This is a genomic window from Saccharopolyspora sp. NPDC050389 (assembly GCF_040655595.1).
Classification (GTDB): Bacteria; Actinomycetota; Actinomycetes; order Mycobacteriales; family Pseudonocardiaceae; genus Saccharopolyspora.
The window spans coordinates 1-20,654 of record NZ_JBFAKG010000057.1; the positions used below are offsets into that span (position 1 = coordinate 1).

Annotated in this window: 19 protein-coding genes; 14 read left to right on the forward strand and 5 right to left on the reverse strand. The window is 68.8% G+C overall.

Going from position 1 to position 20,654, the window contains the following annotated elements:
- Positions 1-178 precede the first annotated feature (178 nt).
- Both AB0I53_RS31250 and AB0I53_RS31255 read right to left on the reverse strand, forming a co-directional pair.
- Positions 179-823: a CoA transferase subunit B gene (locus AB0I53_RS31250; RefSeq protein WP_358610898.1), complete on the reverse strand. Its 645-nt coding sequence runs from the start codon at positions 821-823 to the stop codon at positions 179-181.
- 9 nt (positions 824-832) lie between these two features.
- Positions 833-1,546, reverse strand: coding sequence for a CoA transferase subunit A (locus AB0I53_RS31255; protein WP_358610900.1), 714 nt, complete (start codon positions 1,544-1,546; stop codon positions 833-835).
- A gap of 156 nt (positions 1,547-1,702) precedes the next feature.
- Between AB0I53_RS31255 and AB0I53_RS31260 the strand changes: the two genes are divergently transcribed.
- A complete protein-coding gene (locus AB0I53_RS31260) occupies positions 1,703-2,488 on the forward strand; it encodes an IclR family transcriptional regulator (RefSeq protein ID WP_358610903.1) in 786 nt (261 codons plus the stop codon).
- 135 nt (positions 2,489-2,623) lie between these two features.
- Here the strand turns inward: AB0I53_RS31260 and AB0I53_RS31265 are convergent, their stop codons facing one another.
- Positions 2,624-3,106: a MarR family transcriptional regulator gene (locus tag AB0I53_RS31265; RefSeq protein ID WP_358610906.1), complete on the reverse strand. Its 483-nt coding sequence runs from the start codon at positions 3,104-3,106 to the stop codon at positions 2,624-2,626.
- Between the two features lie 134 nt (positions 3,107-3,240).
- Here AB0I53_RS31265 and AB0I53_RS31270 point away from each other — a divergent pair, with 134 nt between their 5' ends.
- Together AB0I53_RS31270 and AB0I53_RS31275 are read left to right on the forward strand one after the other, a co-directional pair.
- Positions 3,241-4,479 (forward strand): glycosyltransferase, encoded by a 1,239-nt coding sequence (locus AB0I53_RS31270; RefSeq protein WP_358610909.1) that lies wholly within the window; start codon positions 3,241-3,243, stop codon positions 4,477-4,479.
- Between the two features lie 169 nt (positions 4,480-4,648).
- A complete protein-coding gene (locus tag AB0I53_RS31275; protein ID WP_358610912.1) occupies positions 4,649-5,431 on the forward strand; it encodes a MerR family transcriptional regulator in 783 nt (260 codons plus the stop codon).
- 145 nt (positions 5,432-5,576) lie between these two features.
- Here the strand turns inward: AB0I53_RS31275 and AB0I53_RS31280 are convergent, their stop codons facing one another.
- Together AB0I53_RS31280 and AB0I53_RS31285 are read right to left on the reverse strand one after the other, a co-directional pair.
- Positions 5,577-6,182: an IS5 family transposase gene (locus tag AB0I53_RS31280; RefSeq protein WP_358610915.1), complete on the reverse strand. Its 606-nt coding sequence runs from the start codon at positions 6,180-6,182 to the stop codon at positions 5,577-5,579.
- A gap of 212 nt (positions 6,183-6,394) precedes the next feature.
- Positions 6,395-6,829, reverse strand: a complete 435-nt coding sequence (locus AB0I53_RS31285) for a MarR family transcriptional regulator (RefSeq protein WP_358610918.1) — start codon at positions 6,827-6,829, stop codon at positions 6,395-6,397.
- A gap of 101 nt (positions 6,830-6,930) precedes the next feature.
- Here AB0I53_RS31285 and couN point away from each other — a divergent pair, with 101 nt between their 5' ends.
- From couN to AB0I53_RS31340, 11 genes are all read left to right on the forward strand, one after another.
- Positions 6,931-7,842 (forward strand): 4-hydroxyphenyl-beta-hydroxyacyl-CoA dehydrogenase, encoded by a 912-nt coding sequence (couN, locus tag AB0I53_RS31290; protein WP_358610921.1) that lies wholly within the window; start codon positions 6,931-6,933, stop codon positions 7,840-7,842.
- On the forward strand, positions 7,839-8,735 hold the full coding sequence (gene couO, locus AB0I53_RS31295; RefSeq protein ID WP_358610924.1) for a 4-hydroxyphenyl-beta-ketoacyl-CoA hydrolase: 897 nt from the start codon (positions 7,839-7,841) through the stop codon (positions 8,733-8,735). Before couN ends, couO begins: the two co-directional genes overlap by 4 nt.
- A 28-nt stretch (positions 8,736-8,763) precedes the next feature.
- Positions 8,764-9,228: a p-hydroxycinnamoyl-CoA hydratase gene (gene couM, locus AB0I53_RS31300; protein ID WP_358610927.1), complete on the forward strand. Its 465-nt coding sequence runs from the start codon at positions 8,764-8,766 to the stop codon at positions 9,226-9,228.
- 31 nt (positions 9,229-9,259) lie between these two features.
- A complete protein-coding gene (locus AB0I53_RS31305; RefSeq protein ID WP_358610930.1) occupies positions 9,260-10,483 on the forward strand; it encodes a lipase family protein in 1,224 nt (407 codons plus the stop codon).
- A 46-nt stretch (positions 10,484-10,529) separates the two neighbouring features.
- On the forward strand, positions 10,530-12,038 hold the full coding sequence (locus AB0I53_RS31310; RefSeq protein ID WP_358610933.1) for a long-chain fatty acid--CoA ligase: 1,509 nt from the start codon (positions 10,530-10,532) through the stop codon (positions 12,036-12,038).
- A 54-nt stretch (positions 12,039-12,092) separates the two neighbouring features.
- Positions 12,093-13,409 (forward strand): MFS transporter, encoded by a 1,317-nt coding sequence (locus AB0I53_RS31315; protein WP_358610936.1) that lies wholly within the window; start codon positions 12,093-12,095, stop codon positions 13,407-13,409.
- Between the two features lie 478 nt (positions 13,410-13,887).
- Positions 13,888-15,099: an amidohydrolase family protein gene (locus AB0I53_RS31320; RefSeq protein WP_358610939.1), complete on the forward strand. Its 1,212-nt coding sequence runs from the start codon at positions 13,888-13,890 to the stop codon at positions 15,097-15,099.
- Positions 15,100-15,270: 171 nt separating this feature from the next.
- The gene (locus AB0I53_RS31325) at positions 15,271-16,680 is read left to right on the forward strand and encodes an MFS transporter (protein WP_358610942.1); all 1,410 of its coding nucleotides are present in this window, start codon (positions 15,271-15,273) and stop codon (positions 16,678-16,680) included.
- Positions 16,673-18,475, forward strand: coding sequence for a M24 family metallopeptidase (locus AB0I53_RS31330; protein WP_358610945.1), 1,803 nt, complete (start codon positions 16,673-16,675; stop codon positions 18,473-18,475). The genes AB0I53_RS31325 and AB0I53_RS31330 overlap by 8 nt, the downstream gene beginning before the upstream one ends.
- A 46-nt stretch (positions 18,476-18,521) precedes the next feature.
- A complete protein-coding gene (locus AB0I53_RS31335) occupies positions 18,522-19,544 on the forward strand; it encodes a proline racemase family protein (protein ID WP_358610948.1) in 1,023 nt (340 codons plus the stop codon).
- A 348-nt stretch (positions 19,545-19,892) separates the two neighbouring features.
- A complete protein-coding gene (locus tag AB0I53_RS31340) occupies positions 19,893-20,570 on the forward strand; it encodes a hypothetical protein (protein WP_358610951.1) in 678 nt (225 codons plus the stop codon).
- The last annotated feature ends 84 nt before the right edge of the window (positions 20,571-20,654 follow it).

Sequence of the window (20,654 nt, forward strand, 5' to 3'; positions counted from 1 at the left end):
GATCGCGACCCCACCAAGCTGAGCACCGGAGAAGTCCTTGAGCGAGCCGAGCAACCGCCCCATCGGGGTCCGCGCTCCCGCCACGATCACAGAACCGCTGCCGCTCCGTGCACTGTTCACCGCTCTACTCCCCAATTCCGTCCACCGCGGCCAAGAACTGCTATGCCTGCCCGGAAAGTCACGCTGTCGCGACCGGCTGCTGGATCGGTGCCGCCGTCTTTTCCCGGACCTCGTCTTCGGTGACACCCGGGGCCACCGAGACCAGGCGGAGGCCGTCCGCGGTCACGTCGAGCACCGCCAGGTCCGTGACGATCCGGTCGACCACGCCCGCACCGGTCAGCGGCAGCGTGCACTGCTCGACGATCTTCGGGGTGCCGTCCTTGGCCACGTGGTCGGTGAGCACGACGATCTTGCGGGCACCGACGACCAGGTCCATGGCGCCGCCCATGCCCTTCACCAGGGCACCGGGGATCGTCCAGTTCGCCAGGTCACCGCCCTCGCTCACCTGGAGCGCGCCCAGGACGGCGATGTCGATGTGCCCGCCGCGCATCATCGCGAACGAGTCCGCCGAATCGAAGTAGCTCGCCCCGGGATTGATCGTGACGGTCTGCTTCCCGGCGTTGATGAGGTCGGCGTCTTCCTCGCCTTCGAAGGGGAACGGCCCCAGGCCCAGGATGCCGTTCTCGCTCTGCAGCGTCACCTGCACGCCGTCCGGGATGTGGTTGGCGACCAGCGTCGGGATGCCGATCCCGAGGTTGACGTAGTCGCCGTCGCGGAGTTCGGCGGCGGCGAGCGCCGCCATCTCGTCGCGAGTCCAGGTCATGGGTTGCTCCTAGTCGGCCGAGGCGGTGACGCGGGGACGCACCGTGCGCTTCTCGATGTCCTTGATGCGGGGCCGGGCGAGGACCAGGCGGTCGACGTAGATGCCCGGCGTCACCACCCGTTCCGGGTCGAGGTACTCCTCGCTCAGGTGCTCGGCCTCGACCGCCGTGACCTTCGCGCAGGTCGCGACGACCGGGTTGAAGTTCCGCGCGCTCGCCCGGTAGACGAGGTTGCCCGCGGGGTCCGCGGTGTGGGCGTGCACGAGCGCGAGGTCGGCGACGATCCCCCGCTCCTGGACGTAGGTCTGCCCGTCGAACTCCGCCAACGGCTTGCCATCGGCCACGGGAGTGCCGACGCCCGCGCGGGTGTAGAACGCGGCGATTCCCGCGCCGCCGGCCCGCATCCGCTCGGACAGCGTCCCCTGCGGCGCGAACTCCACGACGAGTTCCTTGTCCAGGTACTGCTGGGCGAACAGCTTGTTCTCGCCCACGTAGGACGCGATCACCTTGGCGACCTGGCGGTTTTCGAGCAGCAGCCCGAGCCCCTTGCCGTCAACACCCATGTTGTTGGAGACCAACGTCAGACCGGTGACCCCGCTGTCGCGGACGACCTCGATCAGGTCGCTCGGGATTCCGCACAGGCCGAAGCCGCCGACGGCGATCGTCATCCCGTCTTCGAGCACATCGGCCAGTGCCTCCGCCGCACTCGGGCGCAGCTTTGACAACTCATCACCTCTTCATCGGTCCGCTGGACGAACAGCAGCAGTAAAGAAGCAACCTCCTGTTCACCGCAACAAACAACGGCGAACGACCGCCGAAACGTTCATCGGGTGACCACCGCTCGACTCAGGCGTTCACTCAGTGGACGCTAGGATGTGGGCATGAGCGCCAGCCCGAACGCCCATTTGATCGGCCGGGTCGGCTCCGTGCTCCGGGCGCTGTCCGCCGCCAACGAGGCGGGGGCGGCCACCAGCGACCTCGCCCGGGCCACCGACCTCCCCCGGCCGACCGTGCACCGCCTGCTCAGCTCCCTGGCCGACGAGGGGTTCGTCGACCGCGACCGGCGCACCGGCCGGTGGTTCCTCGGCCCCGAGCTGTACCTGCTGGGGCAGACCGCCGCCACCCGCTACGACGTCACGCACCACGCCCGCGCGAGCGTGCACCGGCTGGCGGCCAAGACCGGCGAGAGCGCGTTCTTCTCGGCCCTGCGGGGCGAGGAAACGGTGTGCCTGCTCCGCGAGGACGGCGACTTCCCGATCCGGTCCTTCGTGCTCTACGAGGGTGCCCGGTTCCCGCTCGGCGTCGTCTCCGCCGGCCTGGTCATCCTCTCCTTCTTCGACGACGCTGAGATCGACGCCTACCTGGAGCGAACCGACCTGACCGGCCGGTGGGGCGAGGCGCACTCCCCCGAGGCGGTGCGCGCCCGCATCGCCCGGACCCGGCGCGACGGCTACGCCGTCAACCCCGGCCTGGTGGTCGAGGGCAGCTGGGGCATGGCGGCGGCGGTGTTCGACCGCGCCGGCCGACCCGCGTGGGCCCTGACGCTGACCGGCATCGAGACCCGATTCCGCCCGGACCGGCGACCGGAACTCGGCGCCCTCCTCCTGCACGAAGCCCACGCCCTCACCCGCACCCTGGACACCACCGACCGCAGCGCGGGGCTCTGATCAGAGCCTGCACCCTCAGCGACGTCCACATGAGACGATCACCGGCGAAAAACAGGGGACAGCAGGACAATCCGGCGACGAGGGCCGACTGCGCCAGACATCGTCGGCGCATGCGGCGAAGCGCCACTGGACGGCTTACCGACGGGAGTCGGGCGCGGCGGCTCGGAGCCTGGTGAGTTCGTCCGCGGTGTTGTCGCGGACGAGGTGGATGAAGCGCAGCACGACGTCGAGCTCCGCGTCGGTGAAGTCGGCGAGCTCGTCGCGGGTGCAGGCGGCCAGGCCGGCGTAATAGGCGCGGATGCGGTCGAGCCCCTCGGCGGTGGGCTCGATGAGGACCTTCCGCCGGTCTCCGGGATCGCGGACCCGCTCGATGCAGCCGGCCGCGTCGAGCCGGTCGATCATGCGCGATACCGAACCCGACGTCAGCCCCACGTGCTTGGCCAGCGCGGCCGCGGTCGCCGATCCGTGCTGGTTGAGCGCATGCAAGCAATCCAGATCGCTGAGCGCTACCCCCATCCGCCTGGCGACCTCGGCGTTGAGCTGGGACGTGACGTTTCCCCAGTCCGGCAGCGCCGCCAGCACCCTGTCGGTCGCCGTTTCGCCATCCACACCGGCCACCCCCTCTCCCTGCTTGCGCCCCGGACGCTAGCACCAGTAGCCTGCGCCACACAATTACTGTGTCACGCAGTCATTTTGCGGCACAGTGATTCTTTCGATGCCGGCTCGAGACGTCCGGGAAGCGGGGAGTTCAGGTGCGCGTGTTGCTGTCGACGATCGGGTCGCGAGGCGAAGTCCAGCCGGTGACGGCACTGGCGTTGCGGTTGAAGGCCTCCGATCAGGAAGTCCGCGTGTGCGTGCCCCCTGACTTCTGCGACTGGATCGAGGGCCTGGGGATCCCGGCGATACCCATCGGGCCGCGCATGCGCCCCACTTCGCCGAGCAGCTCGGGCAGGTGGAACCTGTCCTCGCCCGAGGGCCGACGTCAGGCGGCCGAGGACGCTGTCGGCGCGCAGTTCGCCACGCTCCCGGACGCCGCCCGGGGTTGCGACGTCGTGGTGGCGTGCGGGGCCGTGCAAGTCGCCGCGCGCTCGGTGGCCGAACTGCTGGGGATCGGTCACGTCCACGCCGAGTTCTGCCCGGCCGCCCTGCCGTCCCCGCACCACAATCCGGCCCCGTGGCCGGGCTGGCCGCAGGACGAGACGGGCGGCAGTCGCGAGTTGTGGATGGCCGACGCGCAGCGCTGGAACGACGTTTGGGGCGCCACGCTCAATGGCCACCGCGCCGCTGCGGGCCTGGCCCCGATCGAGGACGTGCGAAGCCACGTCCTCACCGATCGCGCTTGGCTGGCCGCGGACCCCGCGTTGGCGCCCTGGCCGCAGCCCGACGACCCGAACGTGATCCAGACGGGCGCGTGGATCCTGCCGGATGAACGCCCGCTCCCGGCCGAACTGGAATCCTTTCTCGACGCCGCCGAGCCTCCCGTCTACTTTGGACTGGGCAGTTACTCCGGCTTGGGCAACATGAGCCCGTCCGGAGAAAGCGTCAGCCAGGTGATGGTGGCGGCGGCCCGCGCGCTCGGTCGCCGCGCGATCATCTCCCGCGGGTGGGCCGACCTGGCGCTGGCAGACGACGGGGCCGACTGCATCTCGATCGGAGAGACCAACCACCGGGCGCTGTTCGGCCGGGTCGCCGCCATCGTGCACCACGGCGGCGCGGGCACCACCACGGCGGCCGCGCGAGCCGGAGTCCCCCAGGTCGTGCTCCCCCAGCAGTACGACCAGCGCTACTGGGCCCGGCGCGTCGACCAGCTAGGCATCGGGGTCACGCACCCTCGGCGCATAGCCGCCGACTCGCTGACCACCTCGCTCAGCCGTGCCCTGGAACCCACCGTCGCCAACCTCGCCCGCAGCCTCGCCACCACGATCCGCACCGACGGCACGCTCACCGCCGCACGACACCTGATGGACCCGGCCCGGTTGGTGTCGTTGTAGAACACCGCCAGCCGGCTGGCGACGAGGTTGGCGAGAGAAGCCTTGTCCTTCCTCGTCGCCTTCGCCGCTCTGGGCGCAGCTTGACTGTGCCCTTGGGGCATGGTGTGGACTGAGTAACGGACGCGTGGCGTGGGGCACCTGCGGCTGCAGACGACGGGGGAGGCAGAGAATGGCGTGGAGCACTCGGCAACTTGCCGATCTTGCGGGCTCGACGGTGAAGGCCATTCGGCATTACCACGAGATCGGGTTGCTGGATGTGCCCGAGCGCGCGGCCAACGGGTACAAGCAGTACAAGGTTCAGCATCTGATCCGACTGATGCAGATCAAGAGGTTGAGCGACTTGGGGGTGCCGCTGTCGCAGGTCGCAGCGATGGGACGGGCCGACGAGGAGCCGGACGAGGCGATCCGCGTGCTCGATGCCGAGTTGGAGGCGACGGTCGAACGAATCAACCGCGTGCGCGCGGAGCTGGCTGTCATCCTGCGTCATCGCGCACCGATGCATGTGCCACCCGAATTCGCTCCCCTCTCTCGAAAACTCTCCGACACGCAACAGTCCTTGCTCATGGTCTACTCGACGGTTTTCAGCGAGGAGGGCATGGAGGAATTCCGTCAGATGATCGCCGCGCGCGACGACACCGATGACGAGTTCGATGCCCTTCCCCCGGAAGCCGACGATGCCGCGGTCGACCGGCTTGCCGAGCGAATGCTGCCAGTGGTCCGCAGGCTCCGGGAAAAGCACCCGTGGGCGAAAGACCCGGCGGCGGATTCGCCACGAGGAGCGGAGCTGGCCGAAAACACGATGGCACACGCGGTGGCTGAGTTCTACAACCCAGCACAGCTACGAGTCCTGCAGCGCCTGAACATCCTCCTCGAACAGACAGCGGACACGAACGACGACACGCTCCGACACGGCGCTGCCTGCGACTCGCGCGCAGACGTGGACGAACAATGATGACCGGGACGGCTGGAACCTCGCTCGTCACCGAGGACGTGCCGTTGATGCTGTTCGACCCCGGAAACGGGCCCGCGAGCAGTGGGGTTCCCGCTCTGAGAGGGCATCTGATCCAGATTTGGGCGGTAATGTTCGATTTGGGTAATTAGATTCGCCAGGTTTGGGTGGATTCGACGACCAGGGCGCGACTCATTATGTTATTCATCGCCCAGTGGGCCATCGTGCGCGAACGCTGGGGCAGCGCCTCGTAGTCGCGCACGATCCGGCGGTGCGGCATCAGCCAACCTAGCGTGCGCTCCACCACCCATCGACGGGGCAACACGTGGAATCCCTTGGCGGTGGGGCGTTTGACGACTTCGGCCTGGACGCCCTGCTGAGCTCCATGGCGGACGACCGTGCCGTTGTAGCCACCATCCACCCACGCCATGGACACGCCCGGATGCGAAGCGGCGAGTTGATCCAGAACCTCTTGCCCACCAACGGAATCCTGCACCGATGCCGCAGTCACGATCACCACCAGCAGGCCCAACACGTCGGTAGCGATGTGCCGCTTGCGGCCCTTGATCTTCTTACCCGCGTCGATTCCTTGACTGGATTCACTGACGTTGCAGGAGGTTTTCACGCTCTGCGAGTCGCTGATCGCAGCTGCCGGAGTCGCCGCACGACCTCTCGCCGCACGAACCCGGTCACGCAGCAATTCATGCAACGCCTCGGTCGTGCCGTCGACCTCCCACTTTGGCGTAGTAGTCATACACCGTCTTACCGGGCGGGAAGTCGCCCACAGCCGTCTTTCGCCCAGCAGCCGAGTTCCCCGCAGCAGTGCGAAAGCACGGAAGTCAGCCGACGGATCCGGCTAGCGCCTGACGGTCGTTTCGCAATGGCTCCGCCAGGCTCATCCGACGGTGTCCGGCACCGCGGACGGCCACGTCCCAGACGTGCCCGCGCACCGCTCTGAAACGCCCGCTAAGGGAAGACGATCCGCCCCAGCGTTTCCCGCAGCTGTGCGACGACCTCGGCGGGCAGGTCTCCGAAGTACGCGCTGTGCACCTGGTCCACCAGCTCCTGCGCCTCGTCGCGCACCCGGTGCCCTTCCTCGGTGGCGGCGATCAGCCTGTTGCGGCGGTCCGCCGGGTCCGGCGTGCGCGCGACGAGGTCGCGCTCCTCCAGCTCGTCGATCAGTCCGACGATCTGGCTGGGGTCGAGCCCCATCGTCGCTGCGACGCTGCGCTGGTTGACGCCCGTCGACTGTTCGCAGGCCAGCACGAGCACCGAGTAGGAGCGCACCTTCAGGCCGAGCGGGACCAGCGCCTTGTTCACCGCGCCGAGCACCATTCCTCCTGCTCGGGAGAGCAGGAACCCGATGTCGTCCGCCAGCAACCGCGCCTGGGTCTCTGCCATGCGCCCTCCTCCGTGTCGCGCCGCAAGAGTAGCAGATCTCAATCATTGACTTTTTCAATGATGGATGCTTGCCTGTGATCCACCCGACAGGAGGAGCACCGATGGATCTGAGCGGCAAGGTCGCGATCGTCACCGGCAGCGGGCGGGGACTCGGACTCGCATACGGCGAAGAGCTCGCCCGCAACGGCGCCGCGGTGGTGATCAACGACGTCGACGAGGCCGCCGCGCACGCGGCCGTCGCCGGGATCGTCGCGGCGGGTGGCCGGGCCACGGCCGTCGTCGCCCCGGTCGGCACGGCCGAAACCGCCCGCAAGCTCGTGGCCGGCGCGGTCGAAGCGTTCGGCCGGCTGGACGTCCTGGTCACCAACGCCGGCATCTTGCGCGACAAGGTGCTGTGGAAGATGACCGACGAGGACTTCGACGCGGTGATCGACGTGCACCTTCGCGGCACCTTCACCTGCGTGCGTGAGGCCGTGCTGCGCTTCCGCGAGCAGGGCGGGAGCGGCCGGATCATCTGCATCGGCTCCCCCGCCGGCCAGCGGGGCAACTTCGGCCAGACCAACTACTCGGCGGCCAAGGCCGCCATCGTCGGCATGGTCCGCACCTGGGCCATGGAACTGCAGCGCGCCGGCATCACCGTCAACGCGGTCTGCCCGGTCGCGGCGACCGCGATGACCGAGACGATCCCGTTCCTCGCGCCGCACATCGAGTCGATGAAGCGCGGCGAGCCGCTGCCCGCCGTGATCCGCCGCGAGGTCGGCATGGGAACGCCCGAGGACGCCGCCGGGATCGTCTCCTTCCTCGCCTCCGAAGCCGCCGCCGGGATCACCGGCCAGGCGCTGTCGGTCGGCGGGGACCGGCTGGCGCTGTGGTCGCACCCACAGCTGACCGCCACCGCCTTCCACGACGGCGGGTGGTCCGCCGACGACATCGCCGGGTCGTGGGGCGAGGCGTTCGCGGGCTCGGTCGAGTCGGTCGGCGAGGAGTTCCCGGCGGAGCTGGTGGCGAAATGAGCCCGATCCGCTACGAGTGCCGCGTCGACTTCGACGCGGTCGAGGCCATCGACATCCACACCCACGTCGAGATCGACGCCTGCGGGCATCGATCGCTGGACGACGAGCTGATGGCCGCGTCCGAGAAGTACTTCAAATCCGGCGAGGAACGCACGCCCCGCATCGAATCCATCGCCGAGCACTACCGCGAGCGCGACATGGCCGCCGTCGTGTTCACCGTCGACGCCACCTCGGCCACCGGGCACGGACCGAACTCCGTCGAAGAGATCGCGGAGCTGGCCGCCGCCCACAACGACGTGCTGATCCCATTTGGCTCGGTCGATCCGTGGCGCGGCAAGGCGGCCGTCGACCGGGCTCGCGCGCTGGTCGAGGACTACGGCGTGCGGGGCTTCAAGTTCCATCCGAGCCTGCAGGGCTTCGATCCCGACGACCGGCGGTTCTACCCGCTGTACGAGGCCATCGCGGCGGCCGGCGTGCCCGCACTGTTCCACACTGGACAGACCGGCATCGGCGCCGGGCTGCCGGGAGGGCGCGGCATCAAGCTCCGCCGCTCCGACCCGATGCTCCTCGACGACGTCGCCGCCGACTTCCCGGACCTGACGATCGTCATGGCCCACCCGGCGGTGCCGTGGGTCGACGCGCAGATCTCCATCGCGACCCACAAGGCCAACGTCTACCTCGACCTGTCCGGCTGGTCCCCGAAGTACTTCCCGCCCCAGCTCGTCAGGGCGGCGAACTCGGTGCTGCGCGAGAAGGTGCTCTTCGGCTCCGACTTCCCGGTGATCCAGGTCGACCGCTGGCGCAGGGATTTCACCGCGCTCGACATCAAGCCCGAAGTGGCGCCGCTGATCTTCAAGGAGAACGCGCTGCGCGTCCTGGGCATCAAGCGCTGACCGTCCGCACCACATCGACAGGAGACCCATGTCCACCACTCGCGTCGCAACCCTCGCCGACCTCAAGCCCCTGGCGGGCAAGCCGCTGGGAACCAGCTCGTGGATCGAGGTGCCGCAGGAGCGGATCAGCACCTTCGCCGACGCCACCGACGACCACCAGTGGATCCACGTCGACCCCGAGCGCGCCCGGGCGGAAAGCCCGTTCGGCGGGCCGATCGCGCACGGATACCTGACGCTGGCGCTGATCATCCCGATGTGGGCCGAGGTGCTCGCGGTCGACAGCGTGACCATGGCGGTGAACTACGGGCTGAACAAGGTCCGGTTCACCAGCCCCGTGCCCGCCGGCGGCCGGGTGCGGCTGAACGCCGCGCTGAAGGAGGTCGAGGACCTGCCGAAGGGCGGCGTGCAGCTGACCGTCGACGGCCGGATCGAACTCGAAGGCGCCGAGCGGCCCGCCGTGGTGGCCGAGCCAGTCTACCGCTTCTTCGAATAGGGCCCCATCCCCGAGGAATAGGGAGAGAACCGTGCCATTCACACAACGGCGCATCGCCCAGGCGGCTATCGCGACCTCGTTGGCGGCGCTGGCCTTCACCGCGTGCATCAGCGCCGGCAGCGCGGCGCCGAAGGCGGATTCGCCATCGGCCAGGCCCGGGCCGGACGGGACCACCTTCTGGGACGTCTACGAGCAGCCTCCGGAAACGGCGAAGCCCGGCGACATCTACTGGATCCAGCCGCGGTCCGACGCGCCGAGCGGGGCCCGGGGCTGGAACGTCGTCTACGTCTCGGAGATCCAGCCCGGCGTCAAGAAGTACGTGTCCGGCGAGATCTACGTGCCGACGGGCGCGAGCAACGCCCCGCGCGACATGGTGCTCTGGAACCACGAGACGACCGGGTTGGCCGACAACTGCGCACCGTCCCGCCGGAGCCTGGGCGAGGGCGACCGGTCCCGAGTCCCGGCGATCCAGGACCTGCTCGGCCAAGGCCACGTCGTCGCGATGAGCGACTACCCCGGGCAGGCGCTGCCCGGCCCCTCGCACTACATGGCGGGCCAGGTCAACGCGCGGACGTCCCTGGACGTGCTGCGCGCCGTGCGGAACCTCCCCGAGCTCAACGCCTCCAACCGGTTCGTCGAGTACGGCTGGTCGCAGGGCGGCCAGACGACCATGCACGTCGAATCGATCGCGCGGACCTACGCCCCGGAGTTCGAGGGCCTGGGCGCCGCGCTCATCGCGCCCGCCGTCCGGATCCGCGAGCTGACCGGCAATTCCATGCAGCACCCGGAACTGGCCGGCTACGTCATCTCGACGCTGCCCGGGATCAAGGCCGCCTACCCGCACCTGCGCTACGGCGACTTCCTCACCTCCGAAGCCATGGAGCAGCTACCGGTGCTCGCCGACGGCTGCTTCGACATCTGGGACAGCGCGAGCACCTTGCGCGACCCGTACCAGCCGGGCGCGATGTCCCCCGACGGCCCCTGGTGGAAGGCCCTCACCGCGGTGGACGACTTCCGGCCCGCGGGCACGATGCCGTTCGCCGTCTACCAGGGATCGGCCGACACGACGACGCCCGCCGAGCTGACCGCCCGCGAACGCACGGCCCTGTGCCAGGCGGGGTCCTCAGTGGACTACCACGAGTTCGACGGGCTCGACCACGAATCCGTCGTCCCGGAGGCGGCCGCGAGTTTCCCGGGCTGGGCCGCGGACCGGTTCACCGGCGCGGCGGCACCGAGCAACTGTCCCCAGGGCTGATCCGCCGCGCCCGGTCCACGACAGCGACCCGAAGGAGACCCACCGCATGCGCAACGAAGGCACCGGCACCTGGCCGCACCGCCGCGCCCGTCTCTCCTCCGACAAGACCGCGATCACCTTCCGCGGGCGCGCCACGACCTACCGCGAACTCGACGACCGGGTCACCCGCCTGGCGCACGCGCTGCGCTCGCTCGGGGTCGACCGCGGCGACCGGGTCGCGCTGTTGAGCACGAACCACCCCGCCTACCTCGAGGCGCTGTTCGCCTCCGGCCTGATCGGCGCGATATTCGTGCCGCTCAACGCCCGGCTGACCGCGCCCGAAGTGGACTACGCGATGCGGGATTCGGGCGCCGCCGTGCTCGTCCATTCCCGGGAACTCGGCGAGATCGCGCGGTCGGCCGCCGGCGACGCGACCCGGGTCGTGCTCGACGGCCCTGGCCGGGACGCCCCCGGCTACGACGAGCTGATCGCGGCCGCCGACCCGTCCCGCATCGACGAGCCGGTCTCCCACGACGATCCGTGCTTCATCATGTACACCTCCGGCACCACCGGCCGTCCGAAGGGCGTGGTCCTCACCCACGGCAACATCGTGTTCTCCGTGATGAACGCCGTCATCGACCTCGACCTGGACAGCCACGAGGCGGCGCTGGTGTGCGCGCCGCTGTTTCACACCGCCGCCCTGGACGTCGTCGCATTGCCGACGCTGCTCAAGGGCGGCAACGTGGTCGTCGAGGAGGGCTTCGAGCCGGGCCGGATCCTCCAGGTGCTCGAACGCGAGCGGATCACTTACACCTTCGGCGTGCCGACGATGTTCGACGCACTCAGCACCCATCCCGATTGGGAGACGACCGATCTGAGCGCGATCCGGCGGGTGGTCGTCGCCGCGGCCCCCGTCCCGCCGCGCACCCTGCGCACCTACACCGAGCGCGGGATCAAGATCTGCCAGGGCTACGGCCTGACCGAGACCGGCCCGGGCGCGCTGATCCTCACCCCGGATGACGTCGAGCGGAAGCTCGGCACCGCGGGTGTTCCGCACTTCTTCACCGATGTCCGGATCGTCGACGCCGACGGCCGCGAGGTGGCGCCCGGCGAGCGCGGCGAGATCCAGATCTGCGGCCCGAACGTCATGCGCGGGTACTGGAACCGGCCGGACGCCACCGCCGACACCTTCACCGACGGGCGGTGGCTGCGCTCCGGCGACATCGGGGTCGCCGACGCCGACGGGTTCGTCGCCGTCGTGGACCGCCTCAAGGACCTGATCATCTCCGGCGGCGAGAACATCTACCCGGCCGAGGTCGAGGCGGCGATCCTCGAAATGCCGGGAGTCGCCGGCTGCGCGGTCTTCGGCGTGCCGCACGAGAAGTGGGGCGAGGTGGGCTGCGCCGCGGTCGCGCTGGAGGACGGCCACGAGCTCGACCACGCCCGGCTCGTCGAGTTCCTCGCGCCCCGGCTGGCCAAGTACAAGATCCCGCGGTCGCTCGTCGTGGTCGACGAGATCCCCCGCAACTCCACCGGGAAGATCCGCAAGGACCTCCTCCGGCGCCAGTTCGCCTGAACTCCCCCGCGCGACCCGAGATCCGTCACCGACGGACCTGACCGAAGGAACCCCATGCCTTCCCCTGCTGCGGCCGAGCACCTCTCGGCGCCCGAACGGGCGACGGAGGCGCGCCGGGTCGTGCTGTCGAGTTACCTCGGCAGCACCCTCGAGTACTACGACTTCCTGCTCTACGGAACCGCGGCCTCGCTCGTGTTCGGGCCGGTGTTCTTCTCCGGACTCCCGCCCGTCGTCGGCACGATCGCCTCGCTCGGCACGTTCGCGGCCGGCTACCTGGCCCGGCCCATCGGCGGTGTCCTCTTCGGACACTTCGGCGACCGGGCGGGCCGCAAGGCGATGCTCGTCCTGGCCATGACCGTCATGGGCGTGGCATCGGTCCTGATCGGCCTCGTGCCGCCCGCGTCGGTCATCGGCCCGTGGGGCGCGATCATCCTCGTCGCCCTGCGGGTGCTCCAGGGCATCGCCATCGGCGGCGAATGGGGCGGGGCCGCGCTGATGGCCCTCGAACACGCCGATCCGAGGCGCCGGGGCTACATGGCCGCGTTCACCAACGCCGGCGCCCCCACCGGCGCCGTGCTCGGCACGCTCGTGATGACGCTGTTCGCGCTGCTGCCCGAAGACGAGTTCATGTGGTGGGGCTGGCGAATCCCGTTCCTGCTCTCGGCCATCATGCTCGCGATCGGCCTCTTCGTGCGCACCAAGGTCTCGGAGAGCCCGATCTTCCGGGCCGCGGCCGAGCAGACCGGGAACGAGCCGGGCGTCCCGCCGATCGTCGAGGTGCTGCGGCGGCCAAAGGTCGTGGTGGTGGCAGCGTTCGCGTGCTTGTCCGGATTCGCCCTGCAGACCGCGTTCACCACCTTCGGCATCACCTACGCCGTCGAAAACGGCACGCCGCGGCCGGATGCCCTGTTCGGCTTCGCGATCGGCCAGTTCTTCGCCATCTTCTTCATCCTCGGCTACGCCCGGCTGTCCGACCGATTCGGCCGGCGCCCGGTGATGCTCTTCGGACTCGCGGCGATGATCGTCCTGGTGTTCCCGATCCTCGGACTGCTCGCGACGGGGAACTTCCCAGCCGTGGCCGCCGCCTTCACGCTGTACACGTTCTGCCACGGCGCCATGTACGGACCGATGGCGGCGTACATCTCCGAGCAGTTCGGCACCCGCACCCGCTACACGGGCGCCTCCCTCGGCTACCAGCTGGCAACCCTGCTCGGCGGCGGATTCACGCCGGTCATCCTGGCGACCCTGGCGGCGTCCACCGGCAACTCGATAGTCCCGGTGGGAGGGTTCATCATCGCCCTCGGAGCCCTCAGCGGCGTCACGCTGCTCATGACCCGCGAGACCAAGGACAACGACCTGACCGCGGTCTAGTCGAGCAACCGCCCTTGTGCTCGATGCCCGGTAAGAGCCGGGAGCCGGCTGCGGTGCCCGAGCACCGCCATCACGGACGGCGCCCGGCGTCGACGCGCATCCCACCCCATGTTCCGTCCATTAAAACGAACGACCGACCCCAGGCCGGGCGCACTCGCGACCACCTTGACACGGCGACCAAGGCCTGTTGAATCTCCAATAACTAGAAGACAAGACGTAAATCCATCGAGACCGTCCCGCCCGTCGATTGACATCCGGAAGACCGCGCCCTAACGTGAGATCGTTCACTTTGCCGAACGATCGAGGTTCGGCGCCGAACCGGATCCTTCGCGCTCGGCGCGATTCCCGTCGTCCCGGCCGCGCCAGCCGATCAGTCGACCGGATTCAGATCGCTCGGCGATTCGCCGCACGACCGCCTCGCCGCACCGGCGCGGCCTCAGCCGATGGATTACGGGGTAGATCAGCAGGGGGAGACTCGATGCCCAGCTCAGCACGGGACCTAACGTTCGAGAACGCCGTCATCTTCGATGGCTGGTCCGCCGACCTGGTCGAAGGTTCGATCCGGGTCGCCGACGGTGCCATCGCGGAGATCGGGCCGCGGGTGAGCCGGGCCGACCGGGTCATCGACGCCAAGGGCTCGACGGTGGTACCGGGCCTGATCGATGCGCACTTCCACGCCTACGGGGTATCCCTGAACAACCTGGAGTTCGAAAGCGGTCCGCTGAGTTTCCTCGCGCTGGTCGGAGCGCGCAGGCTGGAGGCGGCGCTGCGGCGCGGATTCACCACGGTTCGCGACGTCGCCGGTGGCGACATCGGGCTGGCCATGGCGATCGGCGCCGGGTTCGTCGCCGCGCCGCGCTACCTCTACACCGGGCCCGCGCTGAGCCAAACCGGCGGTCATGGCGACTGCCGACCGGCCGAACTCGACATCTGCATCCACGGTGGACACATGAGCGAGGTCGTCGACGGTGTGACGCCGCTGCGCGCTGCCGTTCGAGAACGGTTCCGGCAAGGCGCCCACGCCATCAAGATGATGACCTCAGGTGGCGTGGTCTCCCCCGCTGATCCGCTGCTGCCCGCGCAGTACTCCGCCGAGGAGATCGCGGCAGTGGCCGATGAGGCGGCCCGGCGGGGCAGTTACGTCGCGGCACACGCCTACTCGTCCGAGGCCGTCCGGCATTCCGTGGTCAACGGTGTGCGCTCGGTCGAGCACGGCAACCTGCTCGACGAGCCGACCGCATCGCTGATGGCCGAGCACGGGGCCTTCCTGGTGCCGACGCTGATCGCCTACGACGCGATGGCTCGTCGCGGTGCAGAGGTCGGCATCGCCGAGGTCGCCGTGGAGAAGAACCGGATGGTGCTCGAAGCCGGCGGCCTGGCGATCGAGCGTGCGCTCGCCGCCGGAGTTCCGGTCGGCTTCGGTTCCGACCTGATGGGTGCCCTGGAGGACGAGCAATTGCTGGGTCTGCGCCTCCAGATCGAGGTCGCCGGAGTGCTCGCCTGCCTCCGATCCGCTACTTCGGTCAACGCCGCGCTCATCCGGCGCGCCGATCTGGGCCGGATCACGGTCGGTGCCCGGGCAGATCTCCTGCTGTTGGACGGGGATCCGTTCGCCGACCCCGCCGCGCTCTGGGACCAGCAGCGGCCGCGGCTGGTCGTGAAGGGAGGCGCACCGCTGGACAGCACATGACCTCCCGGCAAGGGCACCCGTCTCTCCAGCCGGGCCTGCTGGATGCGCGGCCCCGATCCCATCGCCCGAGCGCGAACACCTGCTTGCACTCGTGCCGTGTCGTCGCGGTAGCACTCGCCAGCGACCAGGTGTGCCCGCGGCAACCGCTTCAACGACCGCTTGGAGCAAGCCATGGACCCTTCAACAGCCGCAAGACCGCCGCGCCGCTCCGGGAAGCGGATTCTGGCCGCATGCGCCAGCGGGAACTTCGTGGAATGGCTGGACTTCTCGCTCTACGGCTTCTCCGCAACGGTGATCGCGCAGACCTTCTTCCCCGCGGACAGCGGCGTCGTGGCGCTGCTCGGCACGTTCGCGATCTACGGCGTCGCGTTCGTCGCCCGGCCCGCCGGCGGTATCGTCTTCAGCCGCATCGGAGACCGGCTCGGCCGACGTGCCGCGCTGTCGGCATCGATCGTCATGATGGGACTGGCGACCGTTGCGATCGGGCTGCTGCCGAGCTACGAGACGGCCGGGATCGGTGCTCCGATCTTGCTCCTGGTCTGCCGGCTCGCGCAAGGATTCTCCGCCGGCGGCGAGTACACCGGGGCGGCGACGTTCACCCTCGAGCACGCGCCACCGGGCCGACGAGCGCTGTGGACGACATTCGTGCACAGCTTCTCCCTGGCCGGCACGCTGGCCGGAATCCTGGTCATCCTGCTGTTCAGGTTCGCCGCTCCGGAGGCCTACAGCAGCGGCGGGTGGCGCTGGACCTTCGTGGCCGTCGGTCTGCTGGCAGGCTTCGGCCTGTACCTGCGGTTGCGGCTGGACGAGACACCGGTGTACCGGGAGCTCAGGGCGGACGGGACAGCCAGGATCCGACCGTTGAAGGACGTCGTGCGCCAGCACGCCCGCCAGATGGTGGTGCTGTTCGCCTACTACGCGTACGTCGGCGTGCTCACCTACCTGATCACGGGTTACATGCCGACCTACCTGACCAAGGTGGTCGGATTCGAATCGACGACGGCGCTGGTCCTGCAGGCCGCCGTCGTGGTCTTCCAGATCTGCCTGTTCTTGGTGCTCGCGCGCCTGATCGACAGCGGTCGGGCACCTCGACGGCGGCTGGTGATCATCGGCAGCGCCTCCGGCGTGGTGCTCGCCGTACCGGCTTTCCTGCTGATCACCACGGGGACGGTGTGGGCCGGATTCCTCGGGATGTCGTTGCTGTCGGTGCCGATCATCCTCACCACGTCCGGTGCCATGCTCATAGCGATGGAGATGCTGCCGACCGACGCACGCTTCACCGGCGTCGCGTTGCCGTACAACCTCGCCTACGCGCTCTTCGCCGGCACCGCTCCCCTGGTGAGCGAGCTGTTGGTGACCGCTACCGGGAACAGCATCATGCCGGCGGTCTACGCGACCTCGATCGCAGTGGTAGCACTGCCGGTCCTCTTCTTCGGCATGCCGGAGACGAAGGACTTCCACTTGGGCACCGGCACGGCAGAGCCGTCGCGGTCGGCGCTCGGACGCGGGAACGACTCCTCCCGCGAGCCGAACGGCCGACCCGAGCTGCACCGCACGACAGGAGGAGATCATCTTGCGTGAAGCCGACCACCGCGACCGGGTTGCCCGCCTGCGCTCGGAGATGTCTCGACACGATCTGACGGGCTACCTGATCCCGCACGAAGACGGCTACCTCAACGAGTGGACGCCGACCGCCGACTGCCGGTTGGAATGGCTGACCGGATTCCGCGGCTCGGCCGGCATCGCGGTCGTGCTGCGAGATCGAGCGGCGGTGCTCACCGACGCCCGCTACACCAGGCAAGCAGCCCAGCAGTGCGCCCAGGACCTCTTCGAGGTCCACGACCTGGTCGATCTCCCGTGGCAGGACTACGTCGCTCGGCATGCCGCCGGCGGCGCGATCGGGTTCGATCCCGCCTTGCACTCCATCGCCTCGCTCGCCGTGCTGCGCGCGTTGAGCCGATCAGCGTCCTTCGAAACCGTTGCGGTGCCGGAGAACCTGGTCGACGGGATCTGGCAGGACCGGCCGGCCATCGAGGTGCTGCCCGCCCACGTGCATCCGGTTCGCCTGGCCGGCGAAAGCTCCGCCTCGAAGCGGACTCGGCTCGCCGGGGAACTCGGCGACGGATGCTCGGCGGCGGTGATCGCGACCTGCGACAACACGGCGTGGCTGGTGAACATCCGTGGTGGTGGCCTGCCCTACCTCCCGGCCCCGCCCGGCCGGGCCTTGCTGCACGCCGATGCAAGCGTGGACCTGTTCGTAGCACCGGAGTCGGTGGACGACCGAACGCGCGAGCAACTCGGCGACGACATCCGGATCCACCCACCGGCGATGTTCGCCGATCACCTCAATGCCTTGGCGGGCTCCCGGGTGCTGGTGGATCCGGCGACCACCCCGGTCGCGATCGAAACCCAGCTGCACGACGCCGGTGTGCAGGTCGTGCGCGGCAGCGATCCGTGCCACCTGGCCAAGGCGGTGAAGAACGAGCAGGAGATCGCCGGCGCGCGCGACGTGCACCGGCGCGACGGTGCGATCCTGGTCCAGCTGCTGCACTGGATCGACACCCACGGCCCGACCGGGAGCGTGGACGAACTCGCCGTCGCCCGGCGGTATCGCGAGCTGCACGAGGCCGACGAACGCTACTGGGGGCTGGGCTTTCCGGTGGCGGCCTGCGTCGGGGCGCACTCGTCGTACCCGCACTACGCACCGACCAGCGAGAGCAACGTCCCGCTGGAACCGGGCGAGGTGTTCCTGATCGACGCGGGCGCCCAGTACCACGACGGAACTACCGATATCACCCGCACGGTGCCGATCGGCGCGCCTCGCCCGGAGCACGTCCAGGCGCACACCCTCGCCCTCAAGGCCCACATCGCGCACGCCGTGCTGCGCTTCCCGCCCGGAATCGGCGCCATGCACATCGACGCGGTGGCCCGCCAGTACTTCTGGCGGGCCGGCCTCGACTACGGTCCCGGCACGGCACACCTCATCGGCTCCTTCCTGAAGGTGCACGAGGGCCCGATGTACATGCACTGGAAACGGGGGAACGAGGTTCCGCTGCTGCCCGGAATGATCATCGAGCACGAACCCGGTTACTACCGCCCTGACGAGTTCGGCGTGCGGGTGGAGAACACCTTCCTCATCGGGGAACCGGCCGTACCGCCGGGGGGCGAGCTCCCGATGTGCGGGTTCGAGGTCATCTCGCTCGCCCCCGTCGACCGGCGGCTGATCGATCTCGACGCCCTCTCCGACGAGGAGATCCGCTGGATCGACGAGTACCACGAGGTGGTCGAGTACGAACTCCGGAACCTGCTGCCACCGGAGGTCGCCTCCTGGCTGCACGAGATGACGCGCCCGCTGCGGCCGGCGGCACTCCCCTGATCTGGCTGGTAACCAGCAGCGACGTCCACTTCGGAAGGAGATACCTGTGATCGGGTCGCCGAAGATGATCAGCACCGTGGACTACCATACCGCCGGTGAGCCGTTCCGGATCGTGCTGGGCGGCGTCCAGCCCCCTCGTGGCTCGACCATCCTCGACAAGCGGGACGACGCGATGGTTCGTCTCAACGACACGCGCGCGATGCTCACCCTCGAACCGCGCGGCCACGCCGACATGTACGGCTGCTTCGTCACCGAACCCGACGACGATGGCGCCGACCTCGGCCTGATCTTCTTCCACCGCGACGGCTTCAGCACCGCCTGCGGACACGGTTCCATCGCGGCCGCCGTCTGGGCCTGCACCACGGGGTACGTCACCCCGCGCGACGGCGACAAGATCGTCCTCGACGTACCTTCTGGGCGCGTGACCTGCCATCTCCGAGACGAGGGCGGCCACCCGTCCGTGCGCTTCGTCAACATCGCCTCCTACACCCACGCGCTGGACGTGGAAGTGCCCACGTCCAGCGGAACCGTCCGAGCCGACATCGCCTACGGGGGCGCCTTCTACGCCGTGGTCGAAGCAGACCGGCTCGGAATGGTCGTGTCCCCCTCGAACCTGTCCCGGCTCATCGAGCTGAGCGCCGAGATCAAGGCGGAAATCCTCGCTCGCCACGACCTGACCAACGCCGGTGACGAGCGGATCAACGGCCTGTACGGCGTGATCTTCTACGACCGCCTCTCCAGCGCGCAGGGCCGCATCGAAGAGCGCAACGTGACCGTCTTCGCGGACGGCCAAGTCGACCGTTCGCCCTGCGGTAGCGGCACCTGCGCCCGCCTCGCCGTCCTGGCTGCGCGCGACGAGCTCGACGCCACCGGAGAACTCGTGAACCGCAGCATCATCGACACGACCTTCACCGGCAGGATCGCGGGCACCACCTCGGTGCAGGGCCGACCGGCGATCATCCCCGAAGTGGCGGGCACGGCCTACCTGACCGGGTACAACACCCTCGTGGTGGACCCGAACGACGATCTCGCCCGAGGTTTCCTGCTACCCACGACGGGAAAGGGCTGAGCAACAGCACCATCCACAGTGGATAATGAGTCGCACCCTGACCGTCGAATCCACCCAAACCTGGCGAATCTAATTACCCAAATCGAACATTACCGCCCAAATCTAGATCAGATGCCCTCTCAGACCACCTCAGAATGTGATGCTCCCCTAGTGCCCCCTGGGAGTTGGCCGTGAGCGGCTTGACCTTGCCCCAAGGGCAGCCCTTGTACTGGGTGCCGGCGCCGGTCGTGAGTGGTTCACGGGCCGAATGCGCGATGCGTTTTCAGCCGTGCCGGGCTGACGCAGCCTGAAGGGAGCAAGGTCGATGAATGTGCGACCGCGCGCAAGCACAACGCGAGAGGGAGCAACATGGTCAAGAAGTTCAGGCGGCGCTGGCAACTCGGCAAGGTCAGGCCCGGCGACGGGAGCGCACTCGGCGAGTACCGTCTCTGGCAGGCCTTCTCTCGTTCGCTGTTCTTCCTCGAACTCGCAGAACCTTCGGGAAACAGCCACGTCTTCGCGGTCGACGTTCGGTACCTCACTGACGCGAAATCCAAAAAGCAGCACGACGACGCAATCGGGAAGAGCCCTGCCGCGCTCTACCGTGACGGTGTTCAAGTCCATCGCTCCAACCTTCCGACGACATTTCCTGTGCCCGGCGGCGTCATCGAGGTTGCCACCAGCGTCTTCGGACTGAAGCGCATGCACTTCGTTTCCGAAGACGGCAGCGAACACACGCTGTGCCCGCACCGTCGTTCGCAGGAAGGACTGCGGGCGAGGTTTGCCCAGCGGTTTCCCCGTACTAGCGCCGTCATCGGCGCAGCGGCCGTCGTCGTCCTCCTGACAGTGCTCGGCGTCGGCCTTCTCCACGGCATGGAAATCCTCACCCGGATCGATGTCGTTGCCGAGCACGCCGGCACGTTCATCTCGCCGCTGCGCCTCCCCGCGTGGGCGACCACCACCCTGTTCATCGCAGGGCTCCTCGCCGCTGTCGAACGCGCCTTGAGACTCCGATATCACTGGCTGATCGACTCCGTCGCATCCTGATCAGCCCCTGCCCAACCACTGGGAGACCGTCAGCCGTGCAGGTCCGGCCCGGCGGCGGCCAAAAGAGGACAGCAGCGCGATCGA

Excerpts from the sequence above, each read along its gene's own strand:
- AB0I53_RS31250 (WP_358610898.1), bottom strand. The coding sequence starts at position 823 with ATGACCTGGACTCGCGACGAGATGGCGGCGCTCGCCGCCGCCGAACTC.
- AB0I53_RS31260 (WP_358610903.1), top strand. The coding sequence starts at position 1,703 with ATGAGCGCCAGCCCGAACGCCCATTTGATCGGCCGGGTCGGCTCCGTG.
- AB0I53_RS31275 (WP_358610912.1), top strand. The coding sequence starts at position 4,649 with ATGGCGTGGAGCACTCGGCAACTTGCCGATCTTGCGGGCTCGACGGTG.
- AB0I53_RS31280 (WP_358610915.1), bottom strand. The coding sequence starts at position 6,182 with ATGACTACTACGCCAAAGTGGGAGGTCGACGGCACGACCGAGGCGTTG.
- AB0I53_RS31285 (WP_358610918.1), bottom strand. The coding sequence starts at position 6,829 with ATGGCAGAGACCCAGGCGCGGTTGCTGGCGGACGACATCGGGTTCCTG.
- couN (WP_358610921.1), top strand. The coding sequence starts at position 6,931 with ATGGATCTGAGCGGCAAGGTCGCGATCGTCACCGGCAGCGGGCGGGGA.
- couO (WP_358610924.1), top strand. The coding sequence starts at position 7,839 with ATGAGCCCGATCCGCTACGAGTGCCGCGTCGACTTCGACGCGGTCGAG.
- couM (WP_358610927.1), top strand. The coding sequence starts at position 8,764 with ATGTCCACCACTCGCGTCGCAACCCTCGCCGACCTCAAGCCCCTGGCG.
- AB0I53_RS31310 (WP_358610933.1), top strand. The coding sequence starts at position 10,530 with ATGCGCAACGAAGGCACCGGCACCTGGCCGCACCGCCGCGCCCGTCTC.
- AB0I53_RS31315 (WP_358610936.1), top strand. The coding sequence starts at position 12,093 with ATGCCTTCCCCTGCTGCGGCCGAGCACCTCTCGGCGCCCGAACGGGCG.
- AB0I53_RS31320 (WP_358610939.1), top strand. The coding sequence starts at position 13,888 with ATGCCCAGCTCAGCACGGGACCTAACGTTCGAGAACGCCGTCATCTTC.
- AB0I53_RS31325 (WP_358610942.1), top strand. The coding sequence starts at position 15,271 with ATGGACCCTTCAACAGCCGCAAGACCGCCGCGCCGCTCCGGGAAGCGG.
- AB0I53_RS31340 (WP_358610951.1), top strand. The coding sequence starts at position 19,893 with ATGGTCAAGAAGTTCAGGCGGCGCTGGCAACTCGGCAAGGTCAGGCCC.